The organism is Sphingobium sp. B2, assembly GCF_007693735.1.
Classification (GTDB): domain Bacteria; phylum Pseudomonadota; class Alphaproteobacteria; order Sphingomonadales; family Sphingomonadaceae; genus Sphingobium; species Sphingobium xenophagum.
The window spans coordinates 1,421,942-1,439,531 of the sequence record NZ_VDBZ01000001.1; the positions used below are offsets into that span (position 1 = coordinate 1,421,942).

General features: G+C 63.0%; 14 protein-coding genes. 6 read left to right on the forward strand and 8 right to left on the reverse strand.

Translation table 11 applies throughout. The features are described from left to right. Nucleotides 1–11: 11 nt before the first annotated feature. From FE851_RS06975 to FE851_RS06995, 5 genes are all read right to left on the reverse strand, one after another. Entirely contained in the window at nucleotides 12–518 is a 507-nt protein-coding gene (locus FE851_RS06975; protein ID WP_145200992.1) for a DUF6998 domain-containing protein, read from the reverse strand. Further along, nucleotides 515–1,522, reverse strand: coding sequence for a biotin synthase BioB (gene bioB / locus FE851_RS06980; RefSeq protein WP_145200995.1), 1,008 nt, complete (start codon nucleotides 1,520–1,522; stop codon nucleotides 515–517). Before bioB ends, FE851_RS06975 begins: the two co-directional genes overlap by 4 nt. 124 nt (nucleotides 1,523–1,646) lie before the next feature. Continuing rightward, a complete protein-coding gene (gene scpA, locus FE851_RS06985; RefSeq protein WP_019052108.1) occupies nucleotides 1,647–3,800 on the reverse strand; it encodes a methylmalonyl-CoA mutase in 2,154 nt (717 codons plus the stop codon). 187 nt (nucleotides 3,801–3,987) lie between these two features. Beyond that, the gene (gene mce / locus FE851_RS06990; RefSeq protein ID WP_019052107.1) at nucleotides 3,988–4,425 is read right to left on the reverse strand and encodes a methylmalonyl-CoA epimerase; all 438 of its coding nucleotides are present in this window, start codon (nucleotides 4,423–4,425) and stop codon (nucleotides 3,988–3,990) included. A 115-nt stretch (nucleotides 4,426–4,540) separates the two neighbouring features. Next, a complete protein-coding gene (locus tag FE851_RS06995; RefSeq protein WP_017184438.1) occupies nucleotides 4,541–6,073 on the reverse strand; it encodes an acyl-CoA carboxylase subunit beta in 1,533 nt (510 codons plus the stop codon). A 155-nt stretch (nucleotides 6,074–6,228) separates the two neighbouring features. Here FE851_RS06995 and FE851_RS07000 point away from each other — a divergent pair, with 155 nt between their 5' ends. After that, nucleotides 6,229–7,644 carry a short-chain fatty acyl-CoA regulator family protein gene (locus tag FE851_RS07000; protein ID WP_026149508.1) on the forward strand — a complete coding sequence of 472 codons (1,416 nt, stop codon included), beginning with the start codon at nucleotides 6,229–6,231 and terminating at the stop codon, nucleotides 7,642–7,644. Between the two features lie 58 nt (nucleotides 7,645–7,702). Next, nucleotides 7,703–8,419 carry a 2OG-Fe dioxygenase family protein gene (locus FE851_RS07005; protein WP_409994476.1) on the forward strand — a complete coding sequence of 239 codons (717 nt, stop codon included), beginning with the start codon at nucleotides 7,703–7,705 and terminating at the stop codon, nucleotides 8,417–8,419. A gap of 31 nt (nucleotides 8,420–8,450) precedes the next feature. Here FE851_RS07005 and gor read toward each other — a convergent pair whose 3' ends face one another. Then, on the reverse strand, nucleotides 8,451–9,797 hold the full coding sequence (gene gor / locus FE851_RS07010) for a glutathione-disulfide reductase (protein WP_107123947.1): 1,347 nt from the start codon (nucleotides 9,795–9,797) through the stop codon (nucleotides 8,451–8,453). Nucleotides 9,798–9,967: 170 nt separating this feature from the next. After that, the gene (pgi, locus tag FE851_RS07015) at nucleotides 9,968–11,473 is read right to left on the reverse strand and encodes a glucose-6-phosphate isomerase (RefSeq protein ID WP_145201001.1); all 1,506 of its coding nucleotides are present in this window, start codon (nucleotides 11,471–11,473) and stop codon (nucleotides 9,968–9,970) included. A 178-nt stretch (nucleotides 11,474–11,651) separates the two neighbouring features. Here pgi and lepB point away from each other — a divergent pair, with 178 nt between their 5' ends. The 4 genes from lepB (at nucleotide 11,652) to FE851_RS07035 (ending at nucleotide 14,995) form a co-directional block, all read left to right on the forward strand. After that, nucleotides 11,652–12,491 carry a signal peptidase I gene (lepB, locus tag FE851_RS07020; protein ID WP_107123948.1) on the forward strand — a complete coding sequence of 280 codons (840 nt, stop codon included), beginning with the start codon at nucleotides 11,652–11,654 and terminating at the stop codon, nucleotides 12,489–12,491. Then, nucleotides 12,488–13,171, forward strand: coding sequence for a ribonuclease III (rnc, locus tag FE851_RS07025; RefSeq protein ID WP_145201004.1), 684 nt, complete (start codon nucleotides 12,488–12,490; stop codon nucleotides 13,169–13,171). Before lepB ends, rnc begins: the two co-directional genes overlap by 4 nt. Before the next feature lie 125 nt (nucleotides 13,172–13,296). Further along, nucleotides 13,297–14,205 carry a GTPase Era gene (gene era / locus FE851_RS07030; RefSeq protein WP_019052101.1) on the forward strand — a complete coding sequence of 303 codons (909 nt, stop codon included), beginning with the start codon at nucleotides 13,297–13,299 and terminating at the stop codon, nucleotides 14,203–14,205. Between the two features lie 52 nt (nucleotides 14,206–14,257). Beyond that, nucleotides 14,258–14,995 (forward strand): GGDEF domain-containing protein, encoded by a 738-nt coding sequence (locus tag FE851_RS07035; RefSeq protein WP_261370867.1) that lies wholly within the window; start codon nucleotides 14,258–14,260, stop codon nucleotides 14,993–14,995. Between the two features lie 3 nt (nucleotides 14,996–14,998). On the opposite strand, the gene topA is transcribed toward FE851_RS07035, so the two are convergent. Beyond that, nucleotides 14,999–17,572 (reverse strand): type I DNA topoisomerase, encoded by a 2,574-nt coding sequence (gene topA, locus FE851_RS07040; RefSeq protein ID WP_145201010.1) that lies wholly within the window; start codon nucleotides 17,570–17,572, stop codon nucleotides 14,999–15,001. Between the last annotated feature and the right edge of the window lie 18 nt (nucleotides 17,573–17,590).

A 17,590-nucleotide genomic window follows, 5' to 3' on the forward strand; every position in this document is an offset into this window, starting at 1 on the left:
TGCTGGTCTTTCTATTTTTTCGGCAACATCACTGCTGGCAGCATTTCAGAGGTTTTGACCATCCTTTGAGCCGCAACCATCCTACTAACACTGACGTCTTTCGCTCGATGTTCGCCTTCGCGCCAATTTGGTCTGATCATCGCTTCTGGGCCGTTGTAAACAATCTCATATTCACATTCTTCCCAATGTATCACGAGCGCAATTAACCGAACTTTGTCGTGATCGAGGTAATCACTTTGTCGAAATTGGAATGTCCCCTTCAACCCTCGGCCGGTCGCTTTAATCTGAACGGGCGTCCGTTCGGCGCATCGAGTGTAGCCGTCGATATGTTTCCCTGGATCTAGATCCAAATCGAAATGGTCAGCCGCGATCGCCTCTCCTAGGTCACCGACCAATTTTCCATCGAATGTAAATTCAAGATTTTTTCTATTGTTAAGTATTCTGTACGCGTAGGCGTTTCGCAGTTGCTTTTGCGCAAATACTAGCTGTTCGACGGCTGACGGCAGCGGGTATTTCACTCCGCCGCCTCCATCGCCACCTTCACCTCGGCCTGCATCGACACGACGCCCAGCTTTGCGAACAGCGCCGCATCGGCATTGTCGCCCGCATTGGCGGTGGTCAGCAGCTTGTCGCCGGTGAAGATGCTGTTGGCGCCCGCCATGAAGCAGAGCGCCTGGCAGGCATCCGACATGCTCTCGCGCCCCGCAGACAGACGCACCATGCTTTCCGGCATCACGATCCGCGCGACGGCAACCGTCCGCACAAACTCGATCTCGTCGATCTTGGCGAGCGGCGTGTCGGCCAGCATATTGCCCAGCACGGTGCCCTTGACCGGCACCAGCGCGTTGATCGGTACGCTTTGCGGATGGGTGGGCAGCACGGCCAGCGCGTGCAGGAAGCCGACGCGGTCCTCGCGCGTTTCGCCCATGCCCACGATCCCGCCGGAACAGACGTTGATCCCCGAATTGCGGACATTTTCCAGCGTTTCGAGGCGATCGTCGAAGGTCCGGGTGGTAATCACCCTCTCATAATGTTCGGGTGAGGTGTCGATATTATGGTTGTAATAATCGAGGCCCGCATCGGCCAGCACCTTGGCCTGGCTTTCGCTCAGCATGCCCAGCGTCATGCAGGTTTCCATGCCCATCTGGCGCACGCCCTTCACCATCTCGACGATGGCGGGCATGTCCCGCTCCTTGGGGTTGCGCCACGCCGCGCCCATGCAAAAGCGGGAGCTGCCCGCATCCTTTGCCTGCGCCGCGGCCTGCATGACCGCCTGCACGCTCATCAGCTTCTCGGCCTTGAGGCCGGATTCCGCCGACGCCGACTGGTTGCAATAGCCGCAATCTTCCGGACAGCCGCCGGTCTTGATCGACAGCAGGGTGGAAAGCTGCACCTCGTTACGCGGGAAATTCGCGCGATGGATCGACTGCGCCTCGAACATCAGATCGTTGAAGGGCAGATCGAACAGTGCGGCGATCTCGGCGCGGGTCCAGTCGGTTCGGGCGGTGGTCATGACGTTCATTGCCCACCTCCGTTCGGGCTGAGCGAAGTCGAAGCCTTCTGCTGAGCGGAGCGAAGCGATTTGCCTTCGACAAGCTCAGGCATGCCCTTCGACAGGCTCAGGGCGAACGGATCTATTGTCATCATTACGCGGCGTCCTCCAGCCCGGCAGGGGGCATGTTGTGGCCGAGGAGGCGCAGCACGTCGGCGGCGCATTCCACGACATTGGAGCCCGGTCCATAAATGCCCTGGACGCCCGCGTCACGGAGGAAGTCATAATCCTGCGGCGGGATAACCCCGCCGGCGATCACCTTGATGTCGTTGCGACCCGCTTCGCGCAGCTTGGCGATGAGGTCCGGGATCAAGGTCTTGTGGCCCGCCGCAAGCGATGATGCGCCGACGACATCGACGCCGCTGTCGAGCGCCAGCACCACGGTTTCGTCGGGCGTTTGGAACAATGGTCCCGACACGACGTCGAAGCCCATGTCGCCGAACGCGGACGCGATGACGTTGGCGCCCCGGTCATGTCCATCCTGCCCCATCTTGGCTATGAGGAGTTTGGGTTTGCGACCGAGGCGCCGCTCGACGGCCTGCACGCCGTCGAGTACCTGTTGCCAGCGGCTGTCGCCTTCATAAGGCGCACTGTAGACGCCCTTCACCGGCGTCGGCTGGGTTCCATAACGATCGAAGCTTTCTTCCATCGCCGAAGAGATTTCGCCCAGCGTCGCGCGGGCGCGGGCGGCCTCCACGGCGAGGGCGAGGAGGTTGTTGTCAAGGCTGGATGGCCTGGCCGCGCCATCGCGCAACGCCTGCAACGCGGCTTCGCATTTGGCGCTGTCGCGTTCCGCCTTCACCCGGTTGATCCGGGCGATCTGCCCTTCGCGCACCTTGGCATTGTCGACTTCCAGCGTTTCGAGCAGATCCTCGTTCGCCAGCCGATATTTGTTGACGCCCACGATCACGTCGTCGCCGCGATCGACCCGCGCCTGACGCGCAGCCGCTGCGGTTTCGATCATCGCCTTGGGCCAGCCAGCCGCAACGGCCTTCGCCATGCCGCCTTCGGCCTGCACCTTTTCGATGATCGCCCAGGCTTCGTCGACCAGTTGCTGGGTCAGCGCCTCGACATAATAAGAGCCGCCCAGCGGATCGACCACCTTGGTCATGCCGGTTTCTTCCTGAATCACGATCTGCGTGTTGCGCGCGATCCGGGCGGAAAAATCGGTGGGCAGTGCGATCGCTTCGTCCAGCGCGTTGGTGTGGAGCGACTGCGTGCCCCCCAGCATCGCGGCCATCGCCTCGATCGTGGTGCGCATGACGTTGTTGTACGGGTCTTGCTCGGTCAGCGAGACGCCCGACGTCTGGCAGTGGGTGCGCAGCATCTTGGAGCGCTCGTCCTTCGCGCCCAGCTGCGTCATGGCGCGATGCCACAGCACGCGCGCGGCGCGCAGCTTGGCGATTTCCATGAAGAAGTTCATGCCGATGGCGAAGAAGAAGCTCAGGCGACCGGCAAACTTGTCGATGTCCAGCCCGGACGCGACGCCATATTTCACATATTCCATGCCGTCGGCGATGGTGAAGGCCAATTCCTGCACCTGCGTCGCGCCGGCTTCCTGCATATGATAGCCGGAAATGGAGATGCTGTTGAACTTGGGCATCTCGCGGCTGGTATAGCCGAAAATGTCGCTGATGATCCGCATCGATGGTTCGGGCGGGTAGATATAGGTGTTGCGGACCATGAACTCCTTGAGGATGTCGTTCTGGATGGTCCCGTCGAGCAATTTGCGCTCGACGCCCTGTTCTTCGCCCGCGACGATGAAGAAGGCCAGGATCGGGATGACCGCACCGTTCATGGTCATGCTGACCGACATCTTGTCGAGCGGGATGCCGTCGAACAGGATCTTCATATCCTCGATCGTGTCGATCGCCACGCCCGCCTTGCCGACGTCGCCCGTGACGCGCGGATGGTCGCTGTCATAGCCGCGATGGGTGGCCAGGTCGAAGGCGACCGACAGCCCCTTCTGCCCGGCGGCCAGATTGCGGCGGTAGAAGGCGTTGGATTCCTCCGCCGTCGAAAAGCCCGCATATTGGCGGATGGTCCAGGGGCGGCCCGCATACATACTGGCCTTCACGCCACGGGTGAAGGGCGCAAAGCCGGGCAGGCCAGGATCGGCGGTCACATCGTCGGCGGTATAGAGCGGCTTGACGGCGATCCCTTCCGGGGTCTGCCAGGTCAAATCCTTGCCCTTCACTTCCTTCGCGGCAGCGGCGGCCCATTGGTCCAGTGTCGGCTTGTCGGTCATCTAATCCATCCCTTTCCTCGCCCCGGAGGGGAGAGGATACGCAGGCTTGCCAGCTTGTCTGGCTAGCCGAAGTTGGAGAGGGGGTTCGACCCATCGGGCGTCGCGCCCCCTCTCCGCTGCGACTAAGGGTCTGCTGCGCAGCCCCCAAGTCTCGCTGCCTCCCCCCGCCGGGGGGAGGGCTAAACCGTCAATGCGCCTCCTTCGGCGTCTCCATGATCTCGGTCAGCACCCCGTTCATATCCTTGGGATGCACGAAGAAGATCAGCGTGCCATGCGCTCCGATGCGCGGTTCGCCCAGCACCCGCGCACCCTTCGCCTCGAACCAGGCCTTCGCTTCGAGAATGTCGGGCACTTCGTAGCACATATGATGCTGCCCCCCGGCCGGGTTCTTGGCGATGAAGGCGGTGATCGGCGAGCTTTCATCGAACGGCTCGATCAACTCGATCTGCGTCCCCGCCGTCCCATTCTCACCCGGCGTATCGACAAAACACACCTTCACCCCCTGCGCGGGCAGGTCGAACGGTTCATGGATCTTCGTCGCGCCCATCACATCGCGATAATAAGCGATGCTCTTTTCCAGGCTGGGCGTGGCGACGCCGATATGGTTGAGACGTCCGAGTTTCATGTCTTACAATCCTCAACTTCGTCATCCCCGCGAAGGCGGGGACCCATCTCCGGCCCGCGCGCCTGACGATGGGGTGGGAGATGGGTTCCCGCCTGCGCGGGAATGACGGTGTCAGTTAAAGCGGAATATTGTCATGCTTCTTCCACGGATTCTCCAGCGCCTTGTTGCGCAGTTTCCGCAGGCCCAGCGCGATCCGCTTGCGGGTCGAGTGCGGCTGGATCACCTCGTCGATGAAGCCCTTTGATGCGGCCACGAACGGGTTGGCGAAGCGCGCTTCATATTCCGCGGTGCGCTCGGCGATCTCGTCCGCCGTCTTGCCGCGGAAGATGATCTCGACCGCGCCCTTGGCCCCCATCACGGCGATTTCGGCGGTCGGCCAGGCATAGTTCAGGTCACCGCGCAGATGCTTGGACGCCATGACGTCATAAGCGCCGCCATAGGCTTTGCGGGTAATGATGGTGATCTTGGGCACCGTCGCTTCGGCATAGGCAAACAGCAGTTTGGCGCCATGCTTGATGATGCCATTATGTTCCTGCGCCGTGCCCGGCAGGAAGCCCGGCACGTCCACCAGCGTCACGATCGGAATGTCGAACGCATCGCAGAAGCGCACGAAGCGCCCCGCCTTCTTCGACGAATTGATGTCCAGCACGCCCGCCAGCACGAAGGGCTGGTTGGCGACGATGCCGATCGTGCGTCCTTCGACACGACCAAAGCCGCAGATGATATTGCCTGCGTGCGCTGGCTGCACTTCGAAGAAGTCGCCTTCATCCACGATCTTGCGGATGAGTTCGTGCATGTCATAGGGCTGGTTCGCATTGGCGGGGATCAGCGTGTCGAGGCTCGGTTCGATCCGGTCCCATGGGTCCGCGCTCGGACGCTCCGGCACCGGCTCCTTGTTCGACGCAGGCAGGAAGTCCACGAAATCGCGCACGGCCAGCAGCGCTTCGAGGTCATTTTCAAACGCCACGTCCGCAACGCCCGACTTGGTCGTGTGCGTCACCGCGCCGCCCAGTTCTTCCTGCGTCACCACCTCGTTCGTCACCGTCTTGACCACGTCCGGGCCGGTTACGAACATGAAGCTTGAATCCTTCACCATGAAGATGAAGTCGGTCATGGCAGGCGAATAGACCGCCCCGCCCGCGCATGGCCCCATGATGACGCTGATCTGCGGCACCACGCCCGACGCCAGCACATTGCGCTGGAAAATCTCCGCATAGCCCGCCAGCGACGCCACGCCTTCCTGAATCCGCGCGCCGCCACTGTCATTCAGGCCAATGACCGGCGCGCCGACCTTCAGCGCCATGTCCATGATCTTGCAGATCTTCATCGCGTGCCGTTCGGACACCGCACCGCCGTAAACCGTGAAATCCTGGCTGAACAGGAACACCAGCCGGCCATTGATGGTGCCGGACCCGGTGACCACGCCGTCGCCGGGGATATGCGCCTCATCCATGCCGAAATCGGTGCAATTATGTTCGACATACATGTCGAGCTCTTCAAAGCTGCCTTCGTCCAGCAAGACTTCAATCCGCTCGCGCGCCGTCAGCTTGCCCTTGCCATGCTGCGCGTCGATGCGGCGCTGGCCGCCGCCCATGCGCGCGCCTTCGCGCTTGGCTTCAAGCTGTTCGATAATGGCGAGCTTCGACATAGGCATATCTCTCCGGTCAGGGTGCGGACCTGTTGTGACGCCCTTTTCCCGCGATTGCGATTTTTCGCAAATGTAAATTTGCTAATTTGCAAATCACGACTTCGCAAATTAGGGATGGGCAAATCCAGTCTATGGGTTTGTGCAGGGGGTGTATAGTGGCACGCGGCAACCGTATCTTTGCAGGACCAAGGCTGCGCCAGTTGCGCCTTGACCATCGCATGGACCAGGCGACGATGGCGCAGGCGCTGGGCATATCCGTGTCCTATCTGTCCCAGATGGAAAATGACGATCGCCCCCTGACTGCCAAGGTCAAGGCGGCGCTCGCCAATGCCTTCCCGACCGACTGGGCGAGTTTCGATGCGCGCGAGGATGAGCAGATGCTGGGGGCGTTCACCTTCGCGCTCAGCCATCCCGAACTGCCCGGCGTCGCGCTGGAGCCGGAGCGGATCGAGAAATTGCACCTGCAATTTCCTGAATTCGCGGCGCGTTACCTCGATCTCTACAACGCCCATATCCGCGCCAATGAACGCATCAACATGATCGAGGAGGCGATCGCCAACGACAGCACGGTGCAGGCGCGGCTGCCATGGGAGGCGGCGCGCGACTGGTTTCATGAGGCGGGCAATTATGTCCACTCTCTCGACTGTCTGGCCGAGGATATGGCCGCCAGCTTTACCGCCGGGCAGGCGCTGGACGAGGGCATGCTGGTCGAAGCGCTCGCGCGGCGGCACGGCATCGAAACGCTGATCGCCGATACGCCCGACAGCGCGCTGCGATCCTATAGCGCGCCCGACCGACGCCTGTTCATCAACGCGGCGCTGCCGACCGAGAGCCGCAAATTCATGCTCGCGCACCAGCTGATGATGCTGGAGGGGCAGGCCGTCATCGCCGATGTCGTGGCCAAGGCCGCGCTGCCGGTGGCCGGGGCTGATCGGTTGCTGGCGATCGGCCTTGGCAATTATGCCGCTGGCGCGCTGCTGTTGCCCTATGCGCCGTTTCGGGAGGCGGCGCGGGTGATGCGCCACGACATCGACCGTCTGGCCCGCACCTTTGGCGTGAGTTTCGAGCAGGCGTGCCACCGCCTGTCCACGCTGCAACGCCCCGGCCTGCGCGGCATCCCCTTCTTTTTCTGCCGCGTCGACATGGCGGGCAACATCACCAAGCGCCACAGCGCCACCCGGCTGCAATTCGCCCGTTTCGGCGGCGCCTGTCCGTTGTGGAACGTGCATGAAGCCGTCGCCATCCCCGACCGGATCAACGTGCAACTGGGCGAAACGCCGGATGGCGTGCGCTATGTGTCGATGGCGAAGGGACTGGTAAAGCCATCGGGCAGCTACAGCCGCACGCCGCGCCGCTTTGCCGTGGTGCTGGGGTGCGAGACCGCCCATGCCGCGAATTTCGTCTATGCCGACGGACTGCGACTGGAGGATGAGGGCGCGGCGACGCCCATCGGCATCACGTGCCGCCTCTGTTCGCGCCAAAGCTGCGACCAGCGCGCCTTCCCGCCCGCCGACCGGCCGATCCATGTCGACCCGGACAATCGCCAGATCGTCCCCTATTGGATCGGGTGAAGCCAGCCTGCGGAAAGCGGCCCTGTCGATCGTCTGGGCAAGGCATTAGAGAGGCATGATGACCCACGGCGCACTGATCGACCCGGCGACCAACGCCATTCAGACCATGATGGCGAGCCAGGGCTATGCGCGCCTGTCGGGGGCCGAAACCTTCGCGCAACTGGGCGTCGATGCGGCCGAATGGCATGCGTTTGCCGACAGCTGGAACGATCTGGGGCCGGATCTCTATATGGCCGATGGCGGGCGCTACCGCCGCCGTCGCCACGCGACCTTCCGCTACGCAGCGGGCGATTTCATCCGCCAGCCGCACCAGCCCCATTATCAGAGCCGGGACTATAATCCGCTCAATGGCGATTTGCAGCGCTGGTTCGATCCGGTCGAACAGGCCACGATCGACAATCCGGTCTGCCGCGCCATCTTTGCCTTCTGCGCGGCGCAATTCCCGATGAACGGCACCGCCCATGTCGAAATGCACCAGTTCCGTATCGAGGCACGGCCCGGAGAAGTCGGCCGCCCAACGCCCGAAGGATTGCATCGCGACGGGGTGGATCATGTCCTGGTGATGCTGGTCGAACGGCGCAACGTGCGGGAAGGCGTGACCCGGATCGGCGCGCCAGACGGCACGCCGCTGGGCGAGTTCATGCTGGCCGATGCGGGCGACGCCATGCTGATCGACGACCGGCGGATATTGCATGGCGTTACGGAAATCCATGCGGTCGATGACAACCAACCGGCCTGGCGCGATGCGCTGGTGGTGACCTTCGTCCAGGCCTGAGTGTTCCCGCATAGGCGGGAACACGCCTATTTCATTTCAGCAGCACCAGTTCTTCCGCCATGCTGGGGTGCAGCGCGACCGTGTCGTCAAAGTCTTGCTTGGTCAGCCCGGCCTTCACCGCAATGGCCGCGGCCTGCAAGATTTCCGGCGCGTCGGGACCGATCATGTGCAGCCCCACCACCCGCTCGGTCGTGGCGTCCACGATCATCTTGTAGAGCGCCCGCTCGTCGCGCCCGGCCAGCACATATTTCATCGGGCGGAAGTCGGACGTATAGACCTTCACCGTCCCCAGCTTGTTCTTCGCCTGCGCTTCGGTCATGCCGACACCGGCCAGCGGGGGGTGACTGAACACGGCGGATGGCACGCAGTCATAATCGACCGTGCGCGGATTGCCGCCAAAGACCGTGTCGGCAAAGGCATGCCCCTCGCGGATCGCCACCGGCGTCAGTTGCAGACGGTCGGTCACGTCGCCCACGGCATAGATGCTCTCGCAGCTGGTCCGGCTATAGTCGTCGACCTTGATCGCGCCCCTGTCGTCCAGTTCGACGCCAGCACTGTCCAGCCCCAGCCCGTCGACATTGGGCTTTCGCCCAGTCGCGAACAGGACGACATCGGCGGATACCGGATCGCCATCCTTGAAATGGACGCACAGTGCACCGTCATCCGTCTTTTCGATCCGGTCCATATGCGCGTTGAAACGGAAATTGATGCCCTTCGTCATCGAAATCTGAAGCAGCCGGTCGCGTATCTGTTCGTCATAGCCGCGCAGCAGGGTGGAGGAGCGATTGACGATCGTCACATGGCTGCCGAACTGGTGAAAGATGCCGGCAAATTCATTGGCGATATAGCCAGCGCCGACGATGACGATCCGCTTTGGGCATTGGTCGAGATGGAACACCTCGTTCGAGGTGATGCCATGTTCGGCGCCTTCTATGTCGGGCATGACTGGCCAGGCGCCAGTCGCGACCAATATATATTTCGCCGTCACTTCGCGCCCGCTGGCCAGCTTCACGCTGTGCGGGCCGGTCACGACCGCGCGTTCGGGAATCATCTCCACCTTGTGGCTGTTGAGCGTGTTCCGGTAGAGCCCCTCCAGCCGGTCGACTTCGCCCAGCACATTGTCGCGCAGCGTCGTCCATTCAAAGCCGCAGTCGGGGACGTTCCAGCCAAAGCGGCGCGCATCCTTCAGATCCTCGGCAAAATGCGCGCCATAGATCAGCAGCTTCTTGGGCACGCAGCCGCGAATGACGCAGGTGCCGCCGACGCGAAACTCCTCGGCCACCGCGACCTTCGCCCCATGCGCTGCGGCGACACGCGACGCGCGCACGCCGCCCGATCCTGCACCGATGACGAAAAGGTCGAAATCAAACTCGCTCATGCCTGGCCTCCGATTGGGTGCGGGGGATATGGCGGTTGAGGGCGGGAGTTACAAACGGGAATCTTGTTGCTGGTAGCCAAACCACCTCCGTTCGCTTCGAGCGTGTCGAGAAGCGTGCAGCGCCGCTTCCGCGTTTCTCGACTTCGCTCGAAACGAACGGCTGTTGTGGTTTACTCCGCCCCCAGCGCAATCTCGATCAGCGCCATGGTCGACGGATCAAAGCCCGTCGGTCCGTCCGCCTCGATCGATTTGGCGATTTCCTTGCCCAGTTCGACGCCGAACTGGTCGAACGGGTTGATGCCCATCAGCACCGCATTGGCAAAGGTGCGATGCTCGTAAAAGGCGATCAGCGCGCCCAGCGCATGCGGCGTCACATCGTCCATCAGGATGGTGGTGGACGGGCGGTTGCCGGGATAGGCGCGTGCCGGGTCGGCGGCATTATCCTTGCCGCGCATCAGCGCCGCCCCCTGCGCGAAGCAGTTGACCAGCAAGGCGCGGTGATGTGCCGGGTCGAGCGCATGACCTGGCTCGATCGCGGCGATGAATTCGACGGGCGTGATGATCGTGCCCTGATGCAACAACTGGAACACGGCATGTTGCGCGTCCGTCCCTACCCCGCCCCAGGTGATCGGCGCTGTCGGGCCGTCCACCGGCGATCCGTCCAGCTTTACCGCCTTGCCATTGCTCTCCATCTCCAGCTGCTGGAGATAGGATGGCAGCAGCGCCAGCCGCTCGTCATAGGCGAACACGGCGCGGGTCTGGCACCCCAGCACCCGCGTATAATATTGGTCGGCAAAGGCCGCGATCAGCGGGATATTCTGCGCCGGATCGGACAGGCGGAAATGGCGGTCCATTTCGGCTGCCCCCTCCAGCAGGCTTTCAAACGCATCCCAGCCAAGCGCCAGCGCGGCGGGAAAGCCGATCGAGGACCAGAGCGAATAGCGCCCGCCCACGGATTCGGCAAAGGGCAGGATGCGGGTTTCATCGACGCCCCAGTCCATCGCCCGTTCGGGCGCGGCGGTCAGCGCGACGACGCGGCCATAGGGGTCTTCCACGCCGCCTTCGATCATCCAGTTGATCGCGCTGGCGGCGTTCAGCATGGTTTCGCTGGTGGTGAAGGTCTTGGAGGCGATCGCGATCAGCGTCGCATGCGGATCGAACCCCTCGATCGCGCGCTCCAGCGCGGTGCCGTCGACATTGGACACGATCGCCACGTCATACCGCACGCCGTCGCCGTCCAGCGCATCGACGATCAGGTCGGGGCCAAGCGCGGACCCGCCAATGCCGATATGCAGGATGTGGCGGATGTCGCCCAGCGCGCCCGCCTCGATCGCGTCGACCAGCGCGCGCATGCGGTTATGCAGCGCCTTAGCGCTGGCGACGCTGTCGGGATGTCCTTCGCCCCGTTCGGCGGGATGCTCGGCCGCCCGGCCTTCGGTATTGTTCACCGCCTCTCCGGCAAACAGCGCGTCGCGCCGCTGGGCAAAGCCCCGATCGTCCGCCAGCGCCAGAAATCCGGCGACAAGGTCATCGGTCAGATGGGTCTTGGACCAGTCGAAGCGGATCGGCCCCAGTTGATGCACCAGTTTGGACAAGCGATCGGGATCGGTCGTGAAAATCGACTTGAGGTCGGCTTGCGGCAGGGCGGCGATGGCCGCCAGTGCAGGAGTCGGCATGAAAATATCCTCTTCGATGAAACCGAAACCGGCGCTGCACATGCCGATTCCCGGCCTTCTTTAGCCAATATTTCGACCAATTGCATAGGTCAGGACGCGCTTGACGTGTCAGGCCGCAAGCCTCAAAAGCCCCAACGGCCGCTTTATCGGCTGTTTCACAGGGATTGAACGACCACCCATGACTGCAAAATCGGAAACGCGGGACTTTCTCTGGTTCCTCGCCAAGCTGGGCCTGTTCGTCTTTGTCCTGCGCAGTTTCATCATCTCGCCGTTCAATATCCCGTCGGAATCCATGCAGCCGCGCCTGCTGATCGGCGATTATCTGCTGGTCGCCAAATGGCCCTATGGCTATTCGCGCTATTCGCTGCCCTTCAGCATCCCGCTGATCCCCGGCCGCATCTTCCCGTCCACCCCGCATCGCGGCGACGTGGTGGTGTTCAAGGCACCGCCGAACCAGAAGAATGACTATATCAAGCGGGTGATCGGCCTGCCCGGCGACATGATTGCCGTGCGTGGTGGCACGGTCTATCTGAACGGCGCTGCGATCCCCAAGCAGAAGGTCGCCGACCTCGTCATTCCCGTCACCCCCAACATGACGCAGGCCGCAGCCAAAGAGGGCGCGGAGTCCCCCTGCTATCGCCCCGATTTCGAGGAAGCCGCCCCCGGCGGCGGCAAGCAGTGTCGCTATCCCCAATATCGCGAGACGCTGCCAGCGACCAAGGACACGCCCGCGAAAAGCTATAATGTGCTGGACCTGGTGCCGGACGGCGCGGCGGATGATCGCGACACGGTGCTGGTGCCGCAAGGCCATTTGTTCATGATGGGTGACAATCGCGACCGCAGCGCCGACAGCCGTTTCCCGGCGGTGGAAGGCGGCGGCATCGGGCTGGTCCCTGAAGAAAATCTGGTCGGCAAAGCCATGATTTCGGTATTTTCGACCGACGGTAGCGCCAACTGGCTGCTGCCCTGGACCTGGTTTACGGCTGCGCGGTGGAACCGCATCGGGGAAGGTTTTTGAACCATAAGGCGCCCCAACCTGACACGGCGGGCTGGCTGGCGGCGCTGATCGGGCGCCCCCCGCGCGACGCTGCGCGGTTCAGCCAGGCGCTCACCCATGGCAGCGCCAACCCGGTCAATTATGAACGGCTGGAATTTCTGGGCGACCGGGTCTTGGGCCTGCTGGTGTCCGAATGGGTGTTTGATCGCTTTGCCGGCGAACCGGAAGGCAAATTGTCGCGCCGCTTCAACGCACTGGTGTCGGGCGAAACCTGTGCCGAGGTGGCGCGCGATGCGGGCGTGCCGGCCCATCTGATACTGGGCAAGCAGGCGCGCGACGATGGCGCGGCCAATAGCGACAATGTGCTGGGCGACGTGATGGAGGCGCTGATCGGGGCGCTCTATCTGGAAGCGGGGCTGGACGAAGCCCGCACGCTGGTGCGCCGCCTGTGGGCCGACCGCGTCGATACCCAGACCGCCGCGCCGCGCCACCCCAAATCCGCGCTTCAGGAATGGGCCGCCGCCAACAAGCGCAAGCCGCCCGAATATGAGATCATGGATCGATCCGGCCCGCAACATGCCCTGCGCTTCGTCGTCTCCGTGACGATCAAGGGCGCGGGCGAGGCCAGCGCGACCGGCGGATCGAAGCAGGAGGCCGAAACGGCGGCGGCAGCGGCTTTGCTGGAGAAGCTGACGGGCTAAACCGAATTTATATGTTATGATGTGCTCCTGCGAAGGCAGGAGCCCAGGGCGCACTGGCGCGTGCTAACGCCCTTGGCTCCTGCCTTCGCAGGAGCACGGCTTGTTCAGGGCGAACGGAGTATATTTTGGAAGTTTCAGAAACCAATCAGCGCTGCGGCGTCATTGCCATTGTCGGCGCGCCCAATGCGGGCAAGTCCACGCTGGTCAACGCGCTGGTGGGGCAGAAGGTGGCGATCACCAGTGCCAAGGCGCAGACGACGCGCACCCGTGTCATGGGCGTCGCGATCGAGGGCGACGCGCAACTGGTGCTGGTCGATACGCCCGGCATTTTTGCGCCCAGGCGGCGGCTGGACCGCGCCATGGTGCAGGCGGCCTGGGGCGGCGCGCAGGGCGCTGACCTGATCGCGATGGTGGTGGATGGCAAGGCGGGGCGTGGCCCGAAGCTTGAACCCATAATCGAAGCGCTCAAGCATCGCACCGAACGCAAATGGCTGATCCTCAACAAGGTCGACATCGCCATCAAGGAAAAGCTGCTGACCCATACGCAGGTGCTGAACGACACGCTGGGTTTTGACGAAATCTTCTTCGTATCCGCTGCGACCGGCGATGGCCTGCCCGAACTCAAGGCCGCCTTTGCCGCCGCCATGCCGCAAGGGCCATGGCATTTCCCCGAAGATCAGGTGTCCGACGCCACCGACCGTATGCTGGCGGCGGAAATTACGCGGGAGCAGCTCTATCACCAGCTTCACGCCGAACTGCCCTATGCCGCCGCTGTCGATACCGAACAATATAAGGAACGGCAGGACGGATCGGTCGAAATCCACCAGCAAATCCTGGTCGCGCGCCCGACGCAGCGCGCCATCGTGCTGGGCAAAGGCGGGCAGCGGTTGAAGGAAATCGGGTCAAAGGCGCGCGAGGAACTAGCCAGGCTGCTGGGGGTGAAGGTGCACCTCTATCTGCACGTCAAGGTCAAGGAAGACTGGGAAAATGACCGGGGCATCTATCGCGACATCGGGCTGGACTGGGTCGAGTAGCCGCTGAAATTCATTATTTACTATCCTGTGCTACCCAAAGGCGATGCGGGGTATGCACAGGATCCTGGCGGGTATAAGCTTTTCGGTCAGCACGACCATGGCCGCGATGTTCGTCGCCTCGCGCTTTCCGGGCATGGAAATCCCCTTCCCCTACTGGATTTTCGGCTTCTGCACGCCGCTATGCATTTCCACGCCCGTCTGTATCATCATGAACAGGCAGGCGGAGCAGAAGCGCCGTCTCAATGACAAGCTGCGGGCGGCACTGGTGGAATTGCGGCAGCTGGCGGAAGTGGACCAGATGACCGGCCTGCTCAACCGGGCGACCTTTCTGCGTCGGCTGCAGGAAGAGCAGGACCGCCAGCCCGGCACCTGCCTGCTGATCGATGTCGATCATTTCAAGGCGATCAATGACGGCTATGGCCATGCCATGGGCGATCGCGTGCTCAAGGCAATCGCCGACAGCCTGCGCGCCACCATTCGCAGCGATGATCTGTGCGGGCGGCTGGGTGGCGAGGAATTCGCCATCTATCTGCGCAACATGCCATCGACCCAGGCGACCGCCATGGCGGAGCGCGTCCGCCAGGCGATCGAAATGCTGGACATTGCAGCGGCGGACGGCACCCATATTCGCCCGACGATCAGCGTCGGCGCTGCACATGCGGATGGCAGCGCCAGTGCCGGTCCCAGCGCCAGTGCCGGTGCGAGTGCCGATCAACTGCTCCAGCGCGCGGACATGGCCATGTACGCCGCAAAGGCGAATGGCCGCAATCAGGTCAGGCTCGCGGCCTGACCATCATTCCGCCGCCGCGGCCTTCTTCTTGGCCGGGGCTTTCTTTGCAGCCGGCTTCTTCGCCGCGCCGTCCTTCTTGGCCGCCGCCTTCTTGGGCGCGGCTTTCTTTTTTCCGCCCTTCTTGGCCGGAGCGGCGGCGGCCCGCGCGTCGATCAGTTGCGCCGCTTCCTCCAGCGTCAACTGGTCCTTGTCCACCGTCTTGGGCAGGGTTGCATTGGTCGTGCCGTCAGTGACATAGACGCCGTAGCGTCCTTCCATCAGCTTGATCTCGGCTTCCGTGCGCGGATGCGCGCCCAATATCTTCAAAGGCTCCCGCCCGGCGCTGCGCGGGCCGCGATTGGCGGCTTCGGCAAGCTTGACCACCGCGCTGTTCATCCCGACCTCGAAAATCTCCGACGTCGATGCCAGCCGCCCATATTTGCCGTCATGCAGCAGATAGGGACCAAAACGCCCGATATTCGCTACGATCGGCTTGCCGGTTTCGGGATGCAGGCCTATCTCGCGCGGCAGGCTCAGCAGCTTGACCGCCCAGTCGAGCGTCAACTCGCCATCGGGCAAGTCTCTTGGGATCGACCCGCGCTTGGCCTCCTTACCTTCGCCCATTTCGATATAGGGGCCAAAGCGGCCGGATTTCTTGACGATGTCCTGCCCGGTCTCCGGGTGCTTGCCCAATATTTCGGGGCCAGTATCCTCGCCATCCTTGCCGCCGGGCTGGCCGAATTTGCGGGTATATTTGCATTCGGGATAGTTGGAGCAGGCAATGAATGCGCCAAAGCGGCCGCCGCGCAGCGACAACTGCCCGTCCGCGCATAGCGGGCAGGCGCGCGGATTGCTGCCGTCCGCCCTGGGCGGGAACAGCATCGGCTCCAGAAACTTGTCCAGCGCGGCGGTGATGTCGCTCGGCTTCTGCTCCATCACCTCGGCGGTCTTGGGCTTGAAATCCTTCCAGAAGGCTTCCAGCACCGCCTGCCACTGCGCCCGGCCGCCGGAAATTTCGTCCAGCTCGTCCTCAAGGCCCGCGGTGAAATCATAGGAGACATAACGCTCGAAGAAGCGCTCCAGAAAGGCCGTCACCAGCCGCCCGCTCTCCTCGGCGAAAAAGCGGTTCTTTTCGACGCGAACATAATCGCGGTCTTTCAGCACCTGCAATGTCGATGCATAGGTGGACGGTCGCCCGATCCCCAATTCCTCCAGCCGCTTGACCAGGCTGGCTTCGGAATAACGCGGCGGCGGCTGGGTGAAATGCTGCTCGGCGCTCACCTTCTTCTTGGCGGGCGCATCGCCCTCGCTCATGCGCGGCAGCAGCTTGCCATCTTCATCGTCGCTATCGTCGCGGCCTTCCTCATACAGGGCCAGGAAGCCGGGAAAGATCACCACCTGTCCCGTCGCGCGCAGCGTATGCGATCCGGTGGCGTCGCTCATGTCGATCGTGGTGCGTTCCAGCCGCGCCGACGCCATCTGGCTGGCCAGCGCCCGCTTGAACACCAGGTCATAGAGGCGTGCATGATCGCCGCTGCCCACCTTGTCGCGCGAAAAATCGGTCGGACGGATGGCTTCATGCGCTTCCTGCGCATTTTTCGCCTTGGTCTGGTAGATGCGCGGCTTGTCCGGCACATAGCCGCCATCATAGCGCTGCGCGATCGCGGCGCGCGCGGCGGAAATGGCGCTGCCGTCCATCTGCACGCCGTCGGTCCGCATATAGGTGATCGCGCCATCCTCATAGAGTTGCTGCGCGATCCGCATCGTGTGGCTGGCGGAAAAGCCCAGCTTGCGGGCGGCTTCCTGTTGCAGGGTCGACGTCGTGAAGGGCGGCGGGGGATTGCGGGTGAGCGGCTTGGTCTCGACCTTCTCCACCGTGAAGCGCCCGGCCTCGACATCGGCCTTGGCCGCCATCGCGTCGCCCTCGCGGCCGATGGTCAGCCGCTCGATCTTCTCGCCCTTCCAGCGGACGAGGCGCGCGGTAAAGGCGGTGCCGTCCTGCTCCATCTCCGCCGCGACCGACCAATATTCCTGCGGGGTGAAGGATTCGATCTCGCGCTCCCGCTCGACCACCAGCCGCAGCGCGACCGATTGCACCCGGCCCGCCGACTTGGCGCCGGGCAGCTTGCGCCACAGCACGGGAGAGAGGGTGAAGCCGACCAGATAGTCGAGCGCCCGGCGCGCGCGATAGGCGTCGATCAGATCCTCGTCCAGCGCGCGTGGCTTGGCCATCGCGTCCAGCACGGCGGCCTTCGTGATCGCGTTGAAGGTCACACGGTCCACTTGCGCCGGCAGCGCCTTCTTGGCGCGCAGCACCTCCTGCACATGCCAGCTGATCGCTTCCCCTTCGCGATCAGGGTCAGTCGCCAGGATCAATCGTGACGCGCCCTTGGCTGCGTCGCTTATGGCCTTGAGCTGCTTGCCCTTGTCGCCATAATTTTCCCACTGCATCGCAAAGCCGTCATCCGGGTCCACCGACCCGTCCTTGGCGGGCAGATCGCGGATGTGTCCGTAACTGGCCAGAACATGAAAATCCCCGCCCAGATATTTCTCGATAGTCTTGGCCTTGGCAGGCGATTCGACGATGACAAGCTGCATTTACGGCCCCGGAATTTG